16 protein-coding genes are annotated in these 16,771 nt (G+C 52.4%); 15 read left to right on the top strand and 1 reads right to left on the bottom strand.

Going from position 1 to position 16,771, the window contains the following annotated elements:
- Positions 1 to 182: 182 nt before the first annotated feature.
- From CRP01_RS02490 to CRP01_RS02420, 15 genes are all read left to right on the top strand, one after another.
- Positions 183 to 1,001: a universal stress protein gene (locus tag CRP01_RS02490; protein ID WP_170110189.1), complete on the top strand. Its 819-nt coding sequence runs from the start codon at positions 183 to 185 to the stop codon at positions 999 to 1,001.
- A gap of 258 nt (positions 1,002 to 1,259) precedes the next feature.
- Positions 1,260 to 1,721, top strand: a complete 462-nt coding sequence (locus CRP01_RS02485) for a (2Fe-2S)-binding protein (protein ID WP_099148411.1) — start codon at positions 1,260 to 1,262, stop codon at positions 1,719 to 1,721.
- Between the two features lie 36 nt (positions 1,722 to 1,757).
- Complete coding sequence (locus CRP01_RS02480) at positions 1,758 to 3,971, top strand: xanthine dehydrogenase family protein molybdopterin-binding subunit (protein ID WP_099148410.1); 2,214 nt, start codon at positions 1,758 to 1,760, stop codon at positions 3,969 to 3,971.
- Positions 3,972 to 4,141: 170 nt separating this feature from the next.
- Positions 4,142 to 4,909, top strand: a complete 768-nt coding sequence (locus tag CRP01_RS02475; protein WP_099148409.1) for a GNAT family N-acetyltransferase — start codon at positions 4,142 to 4,144, stop codon at positions 4,907 to 4,909.
- Positions 4,896 to 5,603: an HAD family hydrolase gene (locus tag CRP01_RS02470; RefSeq protein ID WP_099148408.1), complete on the top strand. Its 708-nt coding sequence runs from the start codon at positions 4,896 to 4,898 to the stop codon at positions 5,601 to 5,603. The genes CRP01_RS02475 and CRP01_RS02470 overlap by 14 nt, the downstream gene beginning before the upstream one ends.
- Positions 5,604 to 5,912: 309 nt before the next feature.
- Positions 5,913 to 7,442: a tail fiber domain-containing protein gene (locus tag CRP01_RS02465; protein WP_099148407.1), complete on the top strand. Its 1,530-nt coding sequence runs from the start codon at positions 5,913 to 5,915 to the stop codon at positions 7,440 to 7,442.
- An 83-nt stretch (positions 7,443 to 7,525) separates the two neighbouring features.
- Positions 7,526 to 8,020 carry a GTP cyclohydrolase II gene (locus CRP01_RS02460; RefSeq protein WP_099148406.1) on the top strand — a complete coding sequence of 165 codons (495 nt, stop codon included), beginning with the start codon at positions 7,526 to 7,528 and terminating at the stop codon, positions 8,018 to 8,020.
- 85 nt (positions 8,021 to 8,105) lie between these two features.
- Positions 8,106 to 8,510, top strand: coding sequence for a hypothetical protein (locus CRP01_RS02455; protein WP_143473235.1), 405 nt, complete (start codon positions 8,106 to 8,108; stop codon positions 8,508 to 8,510).
- A gap of 8 nt (positions 8,511 to 8,518) precedes the next feature.
- Positions 8,519 to 8,731, top strand: coding sequence for a helix-turn-helix transcriptional regulator (locus tag CRP01_RS02450; RefSeq protein ID WP_099148404.1), 213 nt, complete (start codon positions 8,519 to 8,521; stop codon positions 8,729 to 8,731).
- Between the two features lie 73 nt (positions 8,732 to 8,804).
- Positions 8,805 to 9,257, top strand: coding sequence for a GNAT family N-acetyltransferase (locus CRP01_RS02445; protein ID WP_099148403.1), 453 nt, complete (start codon positions 8,805 to 8,807; stop codon positions 9,255 to 9,257).
- 14 nt (positions 9,258 to 9,271) lie between these two features.
- Positions 9,272 to 9,832 (top strand): GNAT family N-acetyltransferase, encoded by a 561-nt coding sequence (locus CRP01_RS02440; RefSeq protein WP_170110188.1) that lies wholly within the window; start codon positions 9,272 to 9,274, stop codon positions 9,830 to 9,832.
- 151 nt (positions 9,833 to 9,983) lie between these two features.
- Entirely contained in the window at positions 9,984 to 11,477 is a 1,494-nt protein-coding gene (locus CRP01_RS02435) for a serine hydrolase domain-containing protein (RefSeq protein ID WP_099148401.1), read from the top strand.
- A 53-nt stretch (positions 11,478 to 11,530) separates the two neighbouring features.
- Entirely contained in the window at positions 11,531 to 12,064 is a 534-nt protein-coding gene (locus CRP01_RS02430) for an energy transducer TonB (protein ID WP_170110187.1), read from the top strand.
- A 141-nt stretch (positions 12,065 to 12,205) separates the two neighbouring features.
- A complete protein-coding gene (locus CRP01_RS02425; RefSeq protein ID WP_099148399.1) occupies positions 12,206 to 12,571 on the top strand; it encodes an energy transducer TonB in 366 nt (121 codons plus the stop codon).
- A 20-nt stretch (positions 12,572 to 12,591) separates the two neighbouring features.
- Positions 12,592 to 15,183 (top strand): M1 family metallopeptidase, encoded by a 2,592-nt coding sequence (locus CRP01_RS02420; RefSeq protein ID WP_222845644.1) that lies wholly within the window; start codon positions 12,592 to 12,594, stop codon positions 15,181 to 15,183.
- Positions 15,184 to 15,227: 44 nt separating this feature from the next.
- On the opposite strand, the gene CRP01_RS02415 is transcribed toward CRP01_RS02420, so the two are convergent.
- A complete protein-coding gene (locus CRP01_RS02415) occupies positions 15,228 to 16,646 on the bottom strand; it encodes a serine hydrolase (RefSeq protein ID WP_099148398.1) in 1,419 nt (472 codons plus the stop codon).
- Positions 16,647 to 16,771: the final 125 nt, after the last annotated feature.

The raw sequence follows: 16,771 nt of genomic DNA, 5'->3' as shown, positions 1-16,771 counted from the left end.
TTTATTATAGCCGAAACGCCATGACCTGGATCACTCGGGCCGGTGATGTGGGTAAAAATAGCCAGGGTAGGCCGGTCTTCTACGGCGATCCGGAACTGAGCAAGATCATAAGTCATGCTGGTTGCGGTCATATCCGGGAGACTAAAAAAGGGGTAGCTTTTAACTGCCAAAAACCATGTGAAATGAAAAAGATATTAGTGCCTACCGATTTTTCCCCCTATTCCCAGAATGCGCTGAACTACGCCATTGGCCTGGCGCGGGATATGGGAGCATCGCTGCACCTGTTGCACACTTACCTGGTGCACGCTTCGGCGGATATGCTCATTTCCATCGAACGCTATATTCGGGAAGATGCCGAAAGAATGATGGAAGACAACCGCCAGTGGATCCATAAGCAATGGCCCGGACACCCTCCGGTCACTTATGACATTATCAAAGGCAATGCGATCCCGGTGATCGCCGGAATGGCCGATCAGTACGATCTGGTGATCATGGGTACCCAGGGCGCTTCCCGGTTCAAGGACATCTTCCTGGGTTCTACTACCAACGGCGTCTGTAAGGCTACCGAGACCCCGGTGCTGGCTATCCCGGAAAATGCACGCTACCGGCCGTTACGCAAAATCGTTCTGGCCGTCGATGATTACGAAGTGACGGGTAGAAACGTTCTGGAGCCTCTGATCGATCTGGCCGAGTTGAACGATGCCGATATCAAGATCTTCCACACGGATCTGGGGAATACCGATCTGGGCGTAGATCCGATCATCGGCATGTATCTCGCCGGGCAGGATTATTCCTTCCACTACGCTCCGGCTACCGTCAAGGTAAACGAGAGCATCCACACCTTTGTGGAAGCGGAAAAGGCCGATATGTTATGCCTGATCGGTCGTAAACGAGCCTGGATCAACGAGGTGTTCCATCGCAGTGTCACCCGGCGGGAAGTTTTTCAAACGGAGATCCCGCTGCTGGTTCTGACGGATATTGCAGTGATCACGGATTACTGAGGACTGCAGGACGGTTGGGGGCCGGGGTATTTTGACCTGGAAGTTTTGGAAACCGGAATGGGTATTCAGGGCCCCAACCACCGAACGTCCCGCTCTCACCCACATCAAATTTTTTGTCATTCACATCAACCATCCAGGGCCGTCTTGGTTAATAATACAGATTTCAGTATATTCAGGTTTGTAAGGGAGGATCTTGCCCTACCCTGAAGACTTTTTTTACCAGACACCTCTCATAATTCACATCTAATCACGCTTATTATGGCTATTTATAATTTGAAGATTAACGGAAAAACCCAAGAAATTGACGTGGCTCCGGATACCCCCGTATTGTGGGTATTAAGGGATCACGCCAAATTAACCGGAACCAAATACGGTTGCGGTATCGGTCAATGCGGTGCCTGCACCATTCACATTGACGGTACTGCCATGCGGTCCTGTTCCCTACCGGTCTCCAGTGTCGGAGACAAAGCTATTACCACCATTGAAGGCTTATCCGAAGCCGGCGACCATCCCCTGCAGGAGGCCTGGGTGGAACACGACGTACCTCAATGTGGGTATTGCCAGGCCGGACAGATCATGAATGCTGCTTCTTTACTCAAGAACAACCCAAGCCCGAGCGATGCGGATATCGATGCGGCCATGAACGGCAACATCTGCCGTTGCGGTACGTATCTGCGGATCAAATCCGCCATCAAGACGGCTTCCCAGAAAATGGGGTAATTTCTGATCTCTCCTTCGCTTAAAAAAAAACACATTATGACCTTGATTAAAACAAAACATAATAGAAGATCTTTCCTAAAGGTGTCCAGTCTTGCCGGTGGCGGGATGGTCCTGGGTTTCAGTTGGCTGGCCGGTTGTAAGCCGGAAGGCACTGCTGAAGCCGTAGAGGCCATTATAATGCCCGATAACTGGTACGACGTCAATGCCTTTCTGAAAATAGGAAATAACGGAGTGGTGACCATCATGTCACCCAATCCGGAGATCGGCCAGAACGTCAAAACCGCCATGCCGATGATCGTGGCCGAAGAACTGGACGTCGACTGGAAAAACGTGATCGTTGAGCAGGCCGGACTGAATACGGAGAGTTTCAGCCGCCAGTTGGCCGGGGGTAGCCAGTCCATTCGCCAGGGATGGAAAAGCCTGCGTATGGCCGGGGCCACCGCCCGCCGGATGCTTATGGAAGCTGCGGCTAAGGAATGGGAAGTTGATGTTGCCGAACTCACCACCGCATCCGGGGTGATCACCCACGAAGGCAGTGGCCGGTCGATCGGATACGGTGAGATCGCATCATCCGCAGCCGGTATTGAGGTACCGGAAGAAGTGGAACTGAAGGACCCGAAGGATTTCAAGATCATCGGCGTGCCGACCAAAAACGTAGACGGTAAAAAGATCGCTACCGGACAGCCGCTGTTCGGCCTGGATTACCAGCAGGAAGGAATGCTGATCGCGATGATCGAGCACCCGCCTGCCTTTGGTATGACTCTGAAATCAATGGACGCGGAAGCGGCCAAAGCCATGCCCGGCATCGTTGATATTTTCACGATCGACACCTATCCGGAAGATGTGGAGAAGCAGTGGTCTGATACCAGCGCTTTCTCCGAGTTGGTGGCGATCGTCGGCAACACGACCTGGGAAGTATTGAAAGCCAAAAAGGCGCTCAAGCTGGAATGGGAAGGCAAGGATGCCATTGAAAATACATCGACTATCGATCAGGAACTGGAAAAACGCTTGCTGGCTGCTGCCGACGACCCGGCCAGATCCCGTAAGGACGGCGATCCGGAAGCGGCATTCCGTGATGCGGCGCAGGTGATCGAACGCACCTACAGTGGTCCCTTCCTGGCGCACAATACCATGGAACCGATGAACTTCTTTGCGCATGTAACCGCGGACCACGCGGAACTGGTTGGTCCGATCCAGACGCCGGAATTTATGCGCAAGACCGCAGCGGCCCGTCTGGGACTACCCGAAGAAAAAGTATCCATCATGATGACCAGAATGGGGGGTGGTTTCGGACGTCGTCTGTACGGTCACTTCGGGATCGAAGCGGCGGCGATCTCCCAGAAAATAAACGCTCCGGTCAAGCTGATCTATACCCGGGAGGATGATATGACCCAGGGTACCTATCGGCCGACTTATAAAGTGACGTACCGCGCGGCTCTGGATGCCGATAATAACCTGATCGGTTTCCACGTGAAGGGTACCGGTGCTCCCGAAAGTCCGGTTTTCAATAACCGTTTTCCGGCCGGTACGGTAGATAATTACCTGGCGGAAAACAACAGCCGGGAATCCAATATTTCTACCGGAGCCTGGCGGGCACCCCGCTCTAATTTCATCGCTTTCGCCGAGCAGTCCTTCCTCGATGAGGTAGCCGAAGCGGCCGGAAAAGATCCGATCGATTTCCGTTTGGGACTGTTTGACCGGGCCATCAGTGATCCGGTAGGGGATAGCAACGACTACGATCCGGAGCGCTACGCCGGGGTATTGAAACTGGTGAAGGAAAAAGCCGGATGGGGCCAGGACAAGCCCGGTGTTCACCGGGGAGTATCCGCTTACTTCTGCCACAACTCCTACGTAGCGCAGGTGGTGGACGTAGTAATGGAGGGCGATAAGCCGAAGATCGAAAAAGTATGGTGCGCCGTGGATTGCGGTATTGTGGTCAACCCGGAAGGTGCCCTCAATCAGATCGAAGGGGGTATCGTGGACGGCATCGGTCACGCACTGTACAGCAACATGACCTTCAAGGACGGCAAGCCGGAACAAAACAACTTCGATAAATATCGCCTGATCCGCCATTCGGAAGCTCCGAAGGAGATCGAGGTATTTTTCGTGGAAAACGGCGTCGACCCGACCGGTCTGGGAGAACCTTCGCTGCCGCCGGTAGCGGCTGCTCTGGCAAACGCTCTGGCCCGCGCTACGGGAGAACGACTCTACAGTCAGCCGTTCGTGGGTACCCAGCAAGTACTTGGATAAGACAAACAATAGGGGAGCGGCAGGCCAGCTTTGGCCTGTCTGCCCGTATCTGCATAAAAGTCGCAAAGGTTTCCGGGCTAACCGGGCCTTTGCGGCTTTTTTTGTGTCGGTAGCGGAACTATTGTGGCGTGGGGGAGTGTTGTGGGATCGGTTGGAAAAATCACTACCGCATGATCGATACCATTGACGAGAATTTTAACCGGCATGCCCGACAGGTGCCGGAACGGACGCCGGGCATGATCGTAAATGAACTGCCGGGACTTACCTATGTGGATAGCGGACTATCCTGCGATACCTTCAATATCCTGCACATTTCGAACGGCTCAGCCCTAAGCGCCGCCACCCTGGAAGCGGCCGTTACTTATTACCGAAGCCGCGGTCTGGATTACTGTATCTGGATCGGCCGGGAGCAGCTTACAGCGGAGGTAGGCGGCTTTTTACAACAAGCGGGGGTAAGCCGTCAGAACGAAGAAGTAGGGATGATCCTGGATCTGGGGGATTACGCGATCCGGCGGCATCCGGATCACCGGAACGTAAGGATCGCAGATCAGCCGGACCGGATCGCGGATTACGCCCGGGTACTTGCGCACAACTGGACCCCGCCCGATCAGAACGTCGTCCGGTTTTACGCACGGACCGCCCCGGTCTATCTGGCTAGTGACAGCGATATTCGTCTGCTAGTCTATTACCAGGAGGGAAAGCCGGTCGCCACCCTTGAACTTTTCCCTTCCGATGCGGAAACGGTCGGTATTTACGGTTTTGCGACCCTGCAGGATTTCCGGGGGCGGGGAATTGGTTCCACCTTGTTTACCTTTGCCCTGAATTATGCTCGATCAGCCGGCTACCGACGGGTGATCCTGCAGGCATCCGAGGATGGCCTGGGCATTTACAAGAAATACGGATTTAAAGCAGTAACTACCTATTATGAGTACGCCTAAAACATCGGGGAAAATTGAAGTCATCGCTTTTGACGCGGACGACACCCTCTGGGTAAATGAACCCTACTTTCAGGAGACCGAGCACAAATTTTGTGCTTTACTGGAAGATTTTTTGCCCCACCATACCGTATCGCAGGAGTTGTTTAAAACGGAAATGGAAAATCTGGCCCTCTACGGCTACGGCGTGAAAGGCTTTATGTTATCGATGATCGAAACGATCTCCAAAGTGACGGAAAACACGGCCGGCCTGGAACTGGTCAACAAAACGATCGCTCTCGGGCAGGAATTGCTACAAAAGCCGATCGAACTGCTGGACGGCGTGGAGGAAGTACTCACTAAGCTCAACGGACGGTACCGCCTGGTGCTGGCTACCAAAGGGGATTTGCTGGACCAGGAGCGCAAACTGGTCAAATCGGGACTGGAGCATCACTTCCACCACATCGAGGTCATGAGCGATAAAAAAGAACGGGATTACCGGAAACTGTTGAAACATTTGGATTGCCGGGCCGAAAATTTCCTCATGGTGGGCAATTCCATCAAATCGGATGTATTGCCGGTCCTGGAACTGGGGGGCAATGCCGTCCATGTGCCCTACCACACCACCTGGGCCCACGAAAAAGTCAGTCACCGGATCGAGCATCCCAATTTCCTGGAAGCAGAGAACATATTAGCGGTACTCAATATGTTAGACTAGTAAAAAATAAGTATATTTAATTTTCATTAGAACCTTTCGGACTCTCCCACTTGCTATCAAAGCTACATTCACAGGACAACCTGGGGATTATTTCACCATTTTGGACACGTAAAGATGGAATGGCAACGCATGGCATCCGGCCAATGACAATGGAGGCAACTCCCTAAGCGGCTGATCGATGTAAGAGACTGTTTTGGTATTCCAGGAAGTTAAAGTATTCGCATTGAGCCTTCGATGCCGGAGGCTTGACGTACTGACTGCTGACCAATGTCCAACCATACAGTTAAAATCATGAAAACCTAATAACCTATGAAAAGTAAAATTTTCAACGCAATTTTCATTCTATTGTTAGTGGGGAGTGTCGGCCAATTACCGGCCCAGTTGTCTTCCAAATTGACGCCCTCCCAACTAACCTTTTCCGATCAGGGGAATCTACTGTCAGGTCTGACCATGAGCATTGGCGGCCTCAACGTGCAGAATGGCTTCAATTATTCGTCGATCACGGACAATTCAATATCGGCCGGTGGTGACCTGCAGCGCACGATCTCCGACGGCAGTGGACTGACTGTCCGGAATTATGCCGCTTTCCCGGCCAGCCGGAGCAATCTGGATCTCAAAGAGCTCACATTTATTACTTCGGGTTCCGGCTTAGGTGGCGTGGATCAGGAGACCTGGACCTTCGGCATCACCGATGTCGGCGATTTTGATAACAATGATGCGGTACAATCCGCCCTTTCTTTGCGATACACCCGGGTCATTAATGATATCGCCGTTTTTTACCCCTTGCTGTTTGTCAATCCGGAGGAGGGCAATATGGGAATGGGGACCTACACCGAGGATTTTAATGCCCAGTTGTACGTACAGGAGTTCGGCCAGGACCAGATCGCCATCTCCGGTAATAATACCAGTTCTTCCAACCAACAACGCTGGGGACTCTACGGGATCTGCCAGGGATCCGGTACCGGTATACGCTATGGCGTAGTGGGGCAGGCTTTTACCACATCTGGTACAAGGTATGGGGTGCTGGGCACGGCGGATCCGGACTTTGGGTATGCGGTATACGCCAGTGGGGATATGGCCTATACCGGAACGCTCACTGATGTGTCCGATCGAAAGCTTAAAAAGAACATTTCGGAATTTTCCGCTCTGGAAAAAATTATGCGATTGCGGCCGAAAACCTATGAGATGAGGAGGGAGGAATTTAAGCGCATGCATCTCGCCGGTGGTAAGCGCTTTGGATTTATTGCCCAGGAGTTGCAGGAAGTTTTTCCGGAATTGGTGAGCGAACAGGTTCACGCCGAGCCTTATCCGGACGGGGATAGTCTCAGTGTAGAGCAGATCGATTATCTGGGCGTGGAATACGTACCGATGATCCCCATCCTCACCCGGGCGATGCAGGAACAACAGGTACAGATCGAAGACCAGGAGGAAACACTCGCTCGCCTGGAGCGCGATAACGAGCAGTTGCAACGGGAAAACCGGGTACTGCAGGACCGCCTGGATCAACTGGAGGAGCTGGTCAAACAGATCCAGCAGCAGACCTCCGGCGGGGAACCTACCAATACCGTTTCGGTCTCGGATGCCCGCCTGGAACAGAATCAACCCAACCCCTTCGGTACCAGCACCAGCATTCCGTATTTCATTCCGGAAGGCATCCAATCGGCTCAACTGGAAATATCCGATGCCCAGGGCCGGGTGCTGAAATCGGTAAATATTTCCGCCCGGGGAGCCGGCAAAACAATTCTGGAGACCGAATTCCTCAGTGGAGGAGTTTATTTCTATTCCCTCGTACTGGATGGCAAAGCCGTGGATACGAAGAAGATGATCTCAGTGCGCTAGGATCTCTTACCTTTTGTTAGACTTCTCCAGCGGCAGGAACTCTTTTCCTCCTACCACAGTTAGGTGATAAAAAAACGAAAAATATGATCATCCAACTTGCGGAAGGCTTACTGAGAACCAAATACGGAGAGTTCCGGGAAGTCCTCTTCTACGACGGACAGAAGGAATCTATCGCCCTGTTTATGGGCGAAATTGCGGGCGCTGAAAATGTATTGTGCCGCGTGCATTCTTCCTGCATTTTCGGCCACTATTTCAACAGCATAGAGTGCGATTGCCAGGAACAACTGAATAATGCCCAGGCCAGGATCCAGGAAGCCGGCCGGGGCATTATTATTTTACTGGATCAGGAAGGCAAAGGCAACGGGCATTTTGCCTTGTTGAAAAGCGTGGAACACAAAAGAAAAGGTGTGCAGCAGGCGGATGCCTACGAAGCGGTCGGTTTTTCCCGGGATGCCCGTGATTTTAGAGCGGCCGGAAAGATACTGAAAGCATTGGGGGTAAAATCCGTAGATCTGATCACCGACAATCCGCGAAAAATAGCTACTCTGGTGGAAAATGGGGTTCCGGTAGCCGAATAACCGTACTGCTGAGTATAAAAAGTCGTTTTTTCTTGACTTAATGTAAAGTTTGTTTTACATTTGAATTCAGGAAAAAATTACTACTATGCCTGCTAAACCATCGTCCTTCTTTTTTGTCTATCCGAATAAAATGAGGATACTGGGGATCATCCTGATCCTGGGAGCTATCCTCATTTTTATTTATCGGATGACCAGTTTCAATATTGTCGATCTGTCGGGAGCCAGTTTTCCCGTAGCTTTCGGTCTGATCCTGATCTTTTTTTCTAAGGAAAAGGATTCGGACGAGCGCACGGTCTATCTGAAATTCAAAGCCCTGGCGCTGGGCGTTCCGCTGGCTGCGGTGATCGTCATGCTCATTAATTACTATTATAATTTTGCGGGATATTCCATCGAAACGGATAGCTGGTATTCGATCTCGGCTTTTGAATACCTGTCTTTAGCTTTAATCCTGGCCCTGGGGGCTTTTCACTATTTGAAATACAAGGAATAATTTCTTCCATGCAGAATACGATCAAGGTCGAAAGGGCCAAAATGGAACTCACCCAGGCGGACCTGGCCGAAAAGGTGGGCGTTTCCCGGCAAACGATCAACTCCATTGAGAAAGGACGATTTGTTCCGTCCACCCTCCTGGCGTTAAAGATCGCCCACGTATTCGGTGCGAAAGTAGACCATATTTTTTCACTGGAACCGGAAGACTGGGACGAGGGCTGATCGGCAGCCGTCGTGGACAGTAGAAACCCAGACTGCGTTTACTATCTTTGACGGTCACCTTTTAATCAGGAACATGCAAGTCAATTTCGAACTCGCCCACCGGCAGGATATTCCGACCATCCTTGGAATGATGGAGCGTTTTTACCAAATTGACGGTTACCCTTTTCGGGAAGCAAAGAGCCGTCACAATCTGAACCTGTTTTTATCCAATCCCGAACTCGGTCGCTTTTGGCTGATCCGGGTAGCGGATGAGGTTGCCGGGTACATTGTCCTGGCTTACGGCTTTAGCTTTGAATACGGCGGCCGGGATGCCTTTATTGATGAATTTTTTATTGAAGCCCCGTATCGCGATCGGGGCATTGGTCGGCAAACCATCGAATTTGTTGCCGAAGCGGCGGTGCAGTTGGGCGTCCACGCCATTCACCTGGAAGTGGAAAATCACAACGATAAAGGAAATCGCCTGTACGCACGGCAGGGCTTCGAAGGGAAGGAGCGGGCCATGTTGACCAAATGGCTTTTAACATAAAACAAGCAAGGATCATGGGGGGTAATTATTGGCAAGGTACTATTGTTCGACTTCGGGGTATCGAACCGGAAGATGCGGAATTTTTTTACCAATGGAACCAGGAAACCGAAACCCAGCGATCATTGGACCGGATCTGGTTCCCTTCCTCTCTGGAACGGCAGCGGGAATGGACGGCCAAAAAGGCCACCAAGGCGCTGGATGATGACGGCTATTTTTTTGTAATTGAAAATCCGGAAAGGATTCCGGTCGGCATGGTGCATACCCGCGATTGTGATCCCCAAAATGGTACCTTTAGCTATGCCGTAGCGCTTAAGGCCGCGCACCGTCGAAAGGGATACGCCCGGGAAGCCGTTAAAATGATCCTGAATTATTATTTTCAGGAATTGCGTTATCACAAAGTAACGGTGGATATTTATGATCATAATTTGGCCTCCATCGCACTCCACGAACATCTGGGTTTCTCCCGGGAAGGCCGGCTACGGCAGATGAGATTTGCCGGCGGTAAGTACTTTGATGTGCTGAAATACGGATTGTTACGTAAAGAGTTTATTAATTTCCACTCCGATTCGGCTTAACCAACTTTTCCTTATTTTGGAGCCATTTCCCACTATCCCTATCCAGAAGGACTGAACAGCCTGGCCGCTCGCTTACTACCTTCCGGGAAGCAGCGCTCGGGGCGCCCTGATCCGGGCTGCCGGGTCTTTCTGAATAACCAAATCTCAACGTATGAAATCTTTACACCCACTGTTACTATTTACCTTTTTGCTCCTGGCGGCATGTGCCGGGAACGATCCCGCTGCTGATGTTAGCGAAGAGATCAACGCCATTGAAAATGGGTTACTCCTGCCGATCGCGGTCAAAGGTGACTCGACACAGGGCATGAATATTGAAGAACGGATGGCTTTTCACCGGGTGCCGGGTATCAGCATCGCAGTAGTCGAGGACGGGGCCGTCAAATGGGCCAAAGCTTACGGTATCGCCAATACGGATACCGGACAACCCGTAGATGTGCAAACCCTGTTTCAGGCCGGATCGATCAGCAAACCGGTAGCGGCTCTGGCGGCTTTAAAATTGGCCGAAGAGGGAAAGGTCGATCTGGATGAAGATGTCAACACCTACCTGAAAGGCTGGCAGATACCGGATAGTAAATTTACCGCCGAAGAGAAGGTGACCCTGCGTCGTTTGCTCACCCACAACGCCGGTATGACGGTACACGGATTCCCCGGCTACACCCAGCAGGATGTTTTTCCCTCCATTATCAGCGTTCTGAACGGAGAGGGCAATACCCCGGCTATTTTTGTGGATACCCTGCCGGGAAGTATCTGGCGGTATTCCGGGGGCGGTTATACCGTAATGGAAAAAGTGGTCGAAGATGTGAGCGGGCAACCCCTGGAGGTTTATCTGGCCGAAAATATTCTTCCGCAATTCGGTATGACCCACAGTACCTACGAGCAGCCCCTGCCGGAAGGTCGGCACGGTGAAGCCAGCGCCGCCTACGATAACCAAGGCGAACTCATCGATGGCCTTTGGCACAACTATCCGGAACAGGCAGCCGCCGGCCTCTGGACCACCCCCACCGATCTGGCCAATTACATCATCACCGTTCAGGAAATATTAGCGGGCAAAAAAGAAGGCGCGCTACGCAAGGAAACCCTCAAGGCAATGCTCACCAAACATAAGAACGACTGGGGGCTCGGCCCCTCGCTGATGTGGGATGGCGATTCCCTGCTGTTTCGACACGGGGGCAAAAATGCCGGCTTTACCAATGAAATGATCGGCACTGCTTACCAGGGGAAGGGCATGATCGTGATGACCAATGCGGATAACGGCGGACGCCTGATGGGAGAGATCATTCGGGGTATTTCCAGTTACTACGACTGGGGGATCAGCCAGCCGCGCGAAGTGGAGCTCGTCTCCTTGTCGGAAGAGGAATTGGCCAGCTTTGCGGGCCGGTACAAGCTCAATTTTCAGGTGGCCGGCATTGGCGATTATTGGGTGGATGTAAACGTAAAAGACGGACAATTGGAAGTCGATGATCCGAATAACGGCGAAATCAATTATCTGAGCCCGCTGGAAGCCATGAAATTCATTGATCTAACGGTTGGTGATGAAGTGCTATTTTCCCAGTCTGCAAATCAGGATACCCTCGGCATGCTGTGGAACGGTCGTTTTCAGTTCTACAAGGTGGATGAGACCACTGCCGCCAGTACGGACGAATAGTGATGCGGGACGGGACTATACCGCGATCAACCCAGGAACTTTAAATGGGATCCATGATGAAATATGCGCTCGGCATTATACTGTGTTATGGGGTGACGGTGTTCCTGTCAGTTCCGGGGCTGCAGGCTCAGGAATATAAACCTCCTCCACCGCCGCCGCCACCTCCGGAAAAATGGGTGGAGGATACTATTAAGGGCGAGAGTATGCAGATGAGGCTACGGCCTCGTTTCCCGGGCTGTGAAGATGAACCGAATCCCCACCGGAGATGGGAATGTGGGGATGAAAAACTCAAAGTTTTACTGTCCAAACGTATAGTCTACCCGGTCGGGGCGATCGAAGCAGGCGTCAGCGGTACCGTTCGGCTTACCTATGTCATATCAAAAAATGGCGAGTTGAATACCGTGAAAATCGTTGAGGATATCGGCGGTGATTGTGGCAAGATCGTGAAAGCCGCATTGGAGACACTGTCCCGGGAAGGGATCCGTTTTCAGCCGATGGGCACTCTTGGCGGGCGTTTAAGACCGATGGCAGTGCAATTTGAATTATCGGTCCAATTTGTGGATGGTATGGTGAAAATTGGCAATTGAGCCTTTACCAAACAGATACCGGAAAATCCCGATTAGATGGCGATCAACACCGTGCTCTTCTTCTTAATTTTACTGATCCCCGGTGGGATATGCGCGCAGGCTAGACCACCGTAAACACCATCGCCACATCAGGTGCTGGTTATGGATCTGCCACGTTTTCCCGGTTGTGAAGAAGAGGCGACTAAGGAAGCCAAAAGATCCTGTGCCGACCGGCAGTTGATGGCCTTTTTTTATGACCATTTCCAATATCCGGAAAATGATCTGGCGAAGGTTATCACCGGGGTGGTTCGCGCCAGTTTTACGGTAAAAGTGGATGGCAGTATTACGGACATAAAGATCCTGCAGGATATCGGTGCCGGCTGCGGAATGGCAGTACGGGAGGCGCTGCAGGCAATGCCCCGGAGCGGCATTCGCTTCACGCCGGCAAAATTCTGGCGGGGTGTAAAGAATATAACATTTCAGCTCAAAGTTACATTTAACAAGGGCTCCGTAAAGATCGGAGCGTAATTACGGTTAATTCTAAATACATGAGGAAGACTCAACGGCGCAGGATCCTGCGTTCCTATTATCAGTTGCTTATGTTGCTACCCTTTCTTTTCCAGGCTTGTACCGAAACCGGACCGCCCCCCGAGATACCGGAACCCGGGGTCTCCTGGGAATTGGCGGAGCACCGCAAAGCGACACTGACCGACCTGCGGTATACTCTGAATGTCAGTGTGCCGCGCCTGCGTGCCGAACGCCTGCACGGTACCAATACCGTCCACTTCCAGCTGAATTCCGCTGCGGAAGCGATTGTGCTGGATTTCAAAGTGCCGTCCGCCGATTATCTACACGGGGTGAGTCAGGCCGGGGAGGCGGTCGAATACATTTTTGAGAACGGGCATATCGTAATTCCGGCCCGCTATTTTCAGGAAGGAGAAAATGAGGTCAGCCTGGAATTTGATCTGGGGGACCAGTCCCTGAACCGGCAGGAGGAGTTTCTATATACCCTGTTGGTACCGGATCGGGCATCGACGGCCATTCCCTGTTTCGATCAACCCAACCTAAAGGCCCGCTACCAGCTTACGCTCAATATCCCGCAGGAATGGGAGGCACTGGCCAACGGGGCATTGGAGAAAGAAACGATCCAGGATTCGGTCAAGACCCTGCAGTACGCAGCAACCCGCCCTTTGCCTACCTATCTGTTTGATTTTGTGGTGGGAGATTTTCAGACCATCACTTCCGAGTTGGGTGGTCGGAAAATGACCATGTTGCACCGGGAAACGGATACGCTCAGCGTATTGCGCAACGCCCAGGCCATATTTGATCTGCACCTGAGCGCACTGAACTGGCTGGAGGATTACACGGGTATCAAAATGCCGTTTCAGAAGTTTGATTTTGCCCTGATCCCGTCTTTCCAGTACGGTGGGATGGAGCACCCGGGAGCGATCACCTATAAAGCTTCCAGCCTGTTTCTGGATGAGAACGCTACCCAGAACCAGGAACTGGGGCGCGCCAGTCTGATCGCCCACGAAACGGCCCATATGTGGTTCGGGAACCTGGTGACCATGAACTGGTTTGACGATGTATGGATGAAGGAGGTATTTGCCAATTTCATGGCGGCCAAGATCGTTAATCCCTCATTCCCGGAGATCAATCACGATCTGCGCTTCACGCTGGCGCACTATCCGGGCGCCTACAGTGTGGATCGCACGGCCGGCACGCATCCCATTCAGCAACCGCTGGCTAATCTCAAGGATGCGGGAACCCTGTACGGGGCCATCATTTATCAGAAAGCCCCCATTGTGATGCGGATGCTGGAAAAGCAGATCGGGGAAGCCGCCATGCGGGCGGGCCTGCAGAAATACCTGACGACCTATTCCTACAACAATGCAACCTGGGATGATCTGATCGATATCCTGGACCGGCAAACGGAGGACGATCTGGATGCCTGGAACCAGCAGTGGATCAAACAGGCGGGCATGCCCCATCTGGCCTTGGATACCGAAGGAGAAGACGGCATCAAAAGTATCCGGATGCGCGTAACGAATGCCGGAGGGTCGACCATGTGGTCCCAACCGCTGCAGATCACTACTTTTGACGAAAATGGGACCAGTACTTACCAAATGGAAGTCAATCAGGCCGAAAATACACTCGAATTGGGCGAGCTGGCTCCCCGGCCGGAAATGATCATTCCCAACGCCGGGGGCTACGGCTACGGCTATTTTCAACTGGGGGCAGCCAGTAAGACCTATCTGCTGGCCCGGATCAATCAGCTCGAAGAACCGATGTGGCGGGGCGTAAGCTGGATCAACCTCTGGGAAAACCTGCTGAACGATAATCTGGAGCCCACTTCCTTATTACCTACCATGCTGGAAGGTATCAGTGTAGAACCCGATCCGCTGTTGCGACAACGTATCCTGGGCTATCTAAGTAGCTTATACTGGAACTTCCTGCCCGAACCCGATCGCAAATCGGTGAACGCTCAGGTGGAAGCGGCACTGTGGACGGCCTTCGAACAGACAGAAGACAAGCGTTTAAAAACCGCGCTTTTTAATACCTACCGTTCGGTGGTGGAGAGTCCGGAAGGCGTGCAGCGACTGCAGGCCATCTGGTCCAAAGAGCTGGAGGTAGAAGGACTCAGCCTGTCGGAGAACGATTATATCGAGCTGGCTTTCCAACTGGCCGTGCGGGATGTTCCGCACAGTGTAGACCTGATCGATCAACAGATCGACCGGACCAAAAATGCCGACCGGCAGGCGCGCATGCGCTTCGTCAAACCGGCCCTATCGCCCAATGAAGCTACCCGGGATGAGTTCTTCAACAGCCTGAAACAGGAAGAAAACCGGCAGGTAGAATCCTGGGTGCAGGAAGCGCTGGGCTGGCTGCACCATCCCCTACGAGCCGCAAGTGCGGAGAAATACATTACCCCGACCCTGGAAATGCTGGAAGAGATACAGGCTACGGGAGACATCTTTTTTCCGAAAAGGGTATTGGACAATACTTTCAGCGGCCATCGGTCGGAATCGGTAGTGGAAGCCGTTAAACAATTTCTCGCGGATCGCCCGGATTATCCGGAAAACCTGCGCAATAAGATATTACAGGCGTCGGATGAGACGTTTCGGGCGGTGGGTAGGTAGGTCGTGGTTCTGCCACTCGAGTGGCAGAACCACGACCTAACCGCCTAGCGCTCCAATTCCGCCACCGCCTCCCGGGCCGATGGCAAATCCGGCTGGATCTGCAACGCCTTTTTGTAATACTGCAGGGCTTTAGATTTGTCACCCTGCTTACGCCAGGCTTCTCCCAGGCTGTCCCATACGTTGGCTATCTCGGGGAACAGTTCCGTGTTGAGGGTGAAGAGTTCGATCGCCTGTTCGGTTTCCCGGGCATCGTCCGAATAGAGTAGGTTATAGCCGATCATGTTGAGGATCATGTCCTTGGGATCGGCCGGGTGCCAGTTGGTAGATAGCTCTTCGAAATGGTCACGGATGTAGTCGATCCCCTTTTCGCGGTAGGTTTGGAAGATGAGTAAATGGGCCGGTTGCATCGCCTTCTTTGGTGTTTTACCGCGGATGATAGCCAGGATGCCGGCTGCGATATCTTCCGCTACGATCTCATCCCGGTTGGCAAAAACGATCACGGAGATCTGATCGCGCAATACTTCAAAATGAGCCGTACTCGCCCCGGGAAACCCTCCGGCGTGGGGGATGGCGCCACCGGTAGTGCGGTGTTCCTGCAGAAAGGGATACATCGGATCGAGTTGCCGGGTAGCCTCGTCCCAGAGGGCGTCGCCGTAGTGGTAGGCGCGGTAAAATTTCAGGATGTCGGAAGTAGTAGCGTAAAAACCGCCGTCCGGTCCCGGAGGATCCTGAAAATAATCATTGGCCTCCAGTTCACCGCGCATGGTCCGGGTGTAACCGATGGCCCGTTCCGGAGTATTGTACTTATCGGTGAGATACGTTTCCCGCAGTCCCAGATGATCTACGATACGCTCCTGGATGAAACTGAAATAATCTTTGCCCGTCACTTTTTCGATGATCGCGCCGAGCAGAACGTAACCGGCATTACTGTACTCCTGTTCCGTGCCGGGTTCAAAGAGGAGAGGCATCTGCCGGATCAAGTTCACCAGGGCCGCCATATTTTTCCCGGCATAATCGAGATCCCAGTAGGCAGAGTCATGGTAATCGCCGAATCCCGAACGATGTTCCAGCAATTGCTCCACCGTCACTTTTTTCCCGGCTACGGGGCCGAAGCCGTCTAGGAATTTATCCAGTGGGTCATCAAGGTGAAGTTTTCCATCCCGTACCAGACTGAGTACGGCCACTTTGGTGAAAGCTTTATTCATACTACCAATGTCAAAATGGGTATTCAGGGTATTTGGCCTCTGGGTAGTACGGTCGGCGTAGCCGAAGGCTTTGTGGTAAACGGGAGTTCCCCGTTCGGCGACCAGCACCACTCCGGCAAAAAGGTCGAGATCCCGGTATTGCTGGACCAGTGCGTCCACCTTTTGGTCCAGATGGTCAATGGAAGACAACACCGGTGTGGATTGGCCGAAGCTGTTAAGGGTGAGGCAACAAATAGCCATTACAGTCAAAATTCTCATGTTGTTTGGTTTGGTGATTCAATCGGGCGAATGCCATACGGTTCCCGGCAAGATTAGTCGAAGTTTGGCCATTAAAAAGAAAGATGTGAGCTATCGTGCGATTCCCGGTAGCAATGGGTTGGAAT

It is taken from the genome of Flavilitoribacter nigricans DSM 23189 = NBRC 102662 (assembly GCF_002646595.1).
GTDB lineage: Bacteria > Bacteroidota > Bacteroidia > Chitinophagales > Saprospiraceae > Flavilitoribacter > Flavilitoribacter nigricans.
Note: the sequence above shows the minus strand (reverse complement) of the source record. Positions and strands in the feature narration are given on the sequence as shown.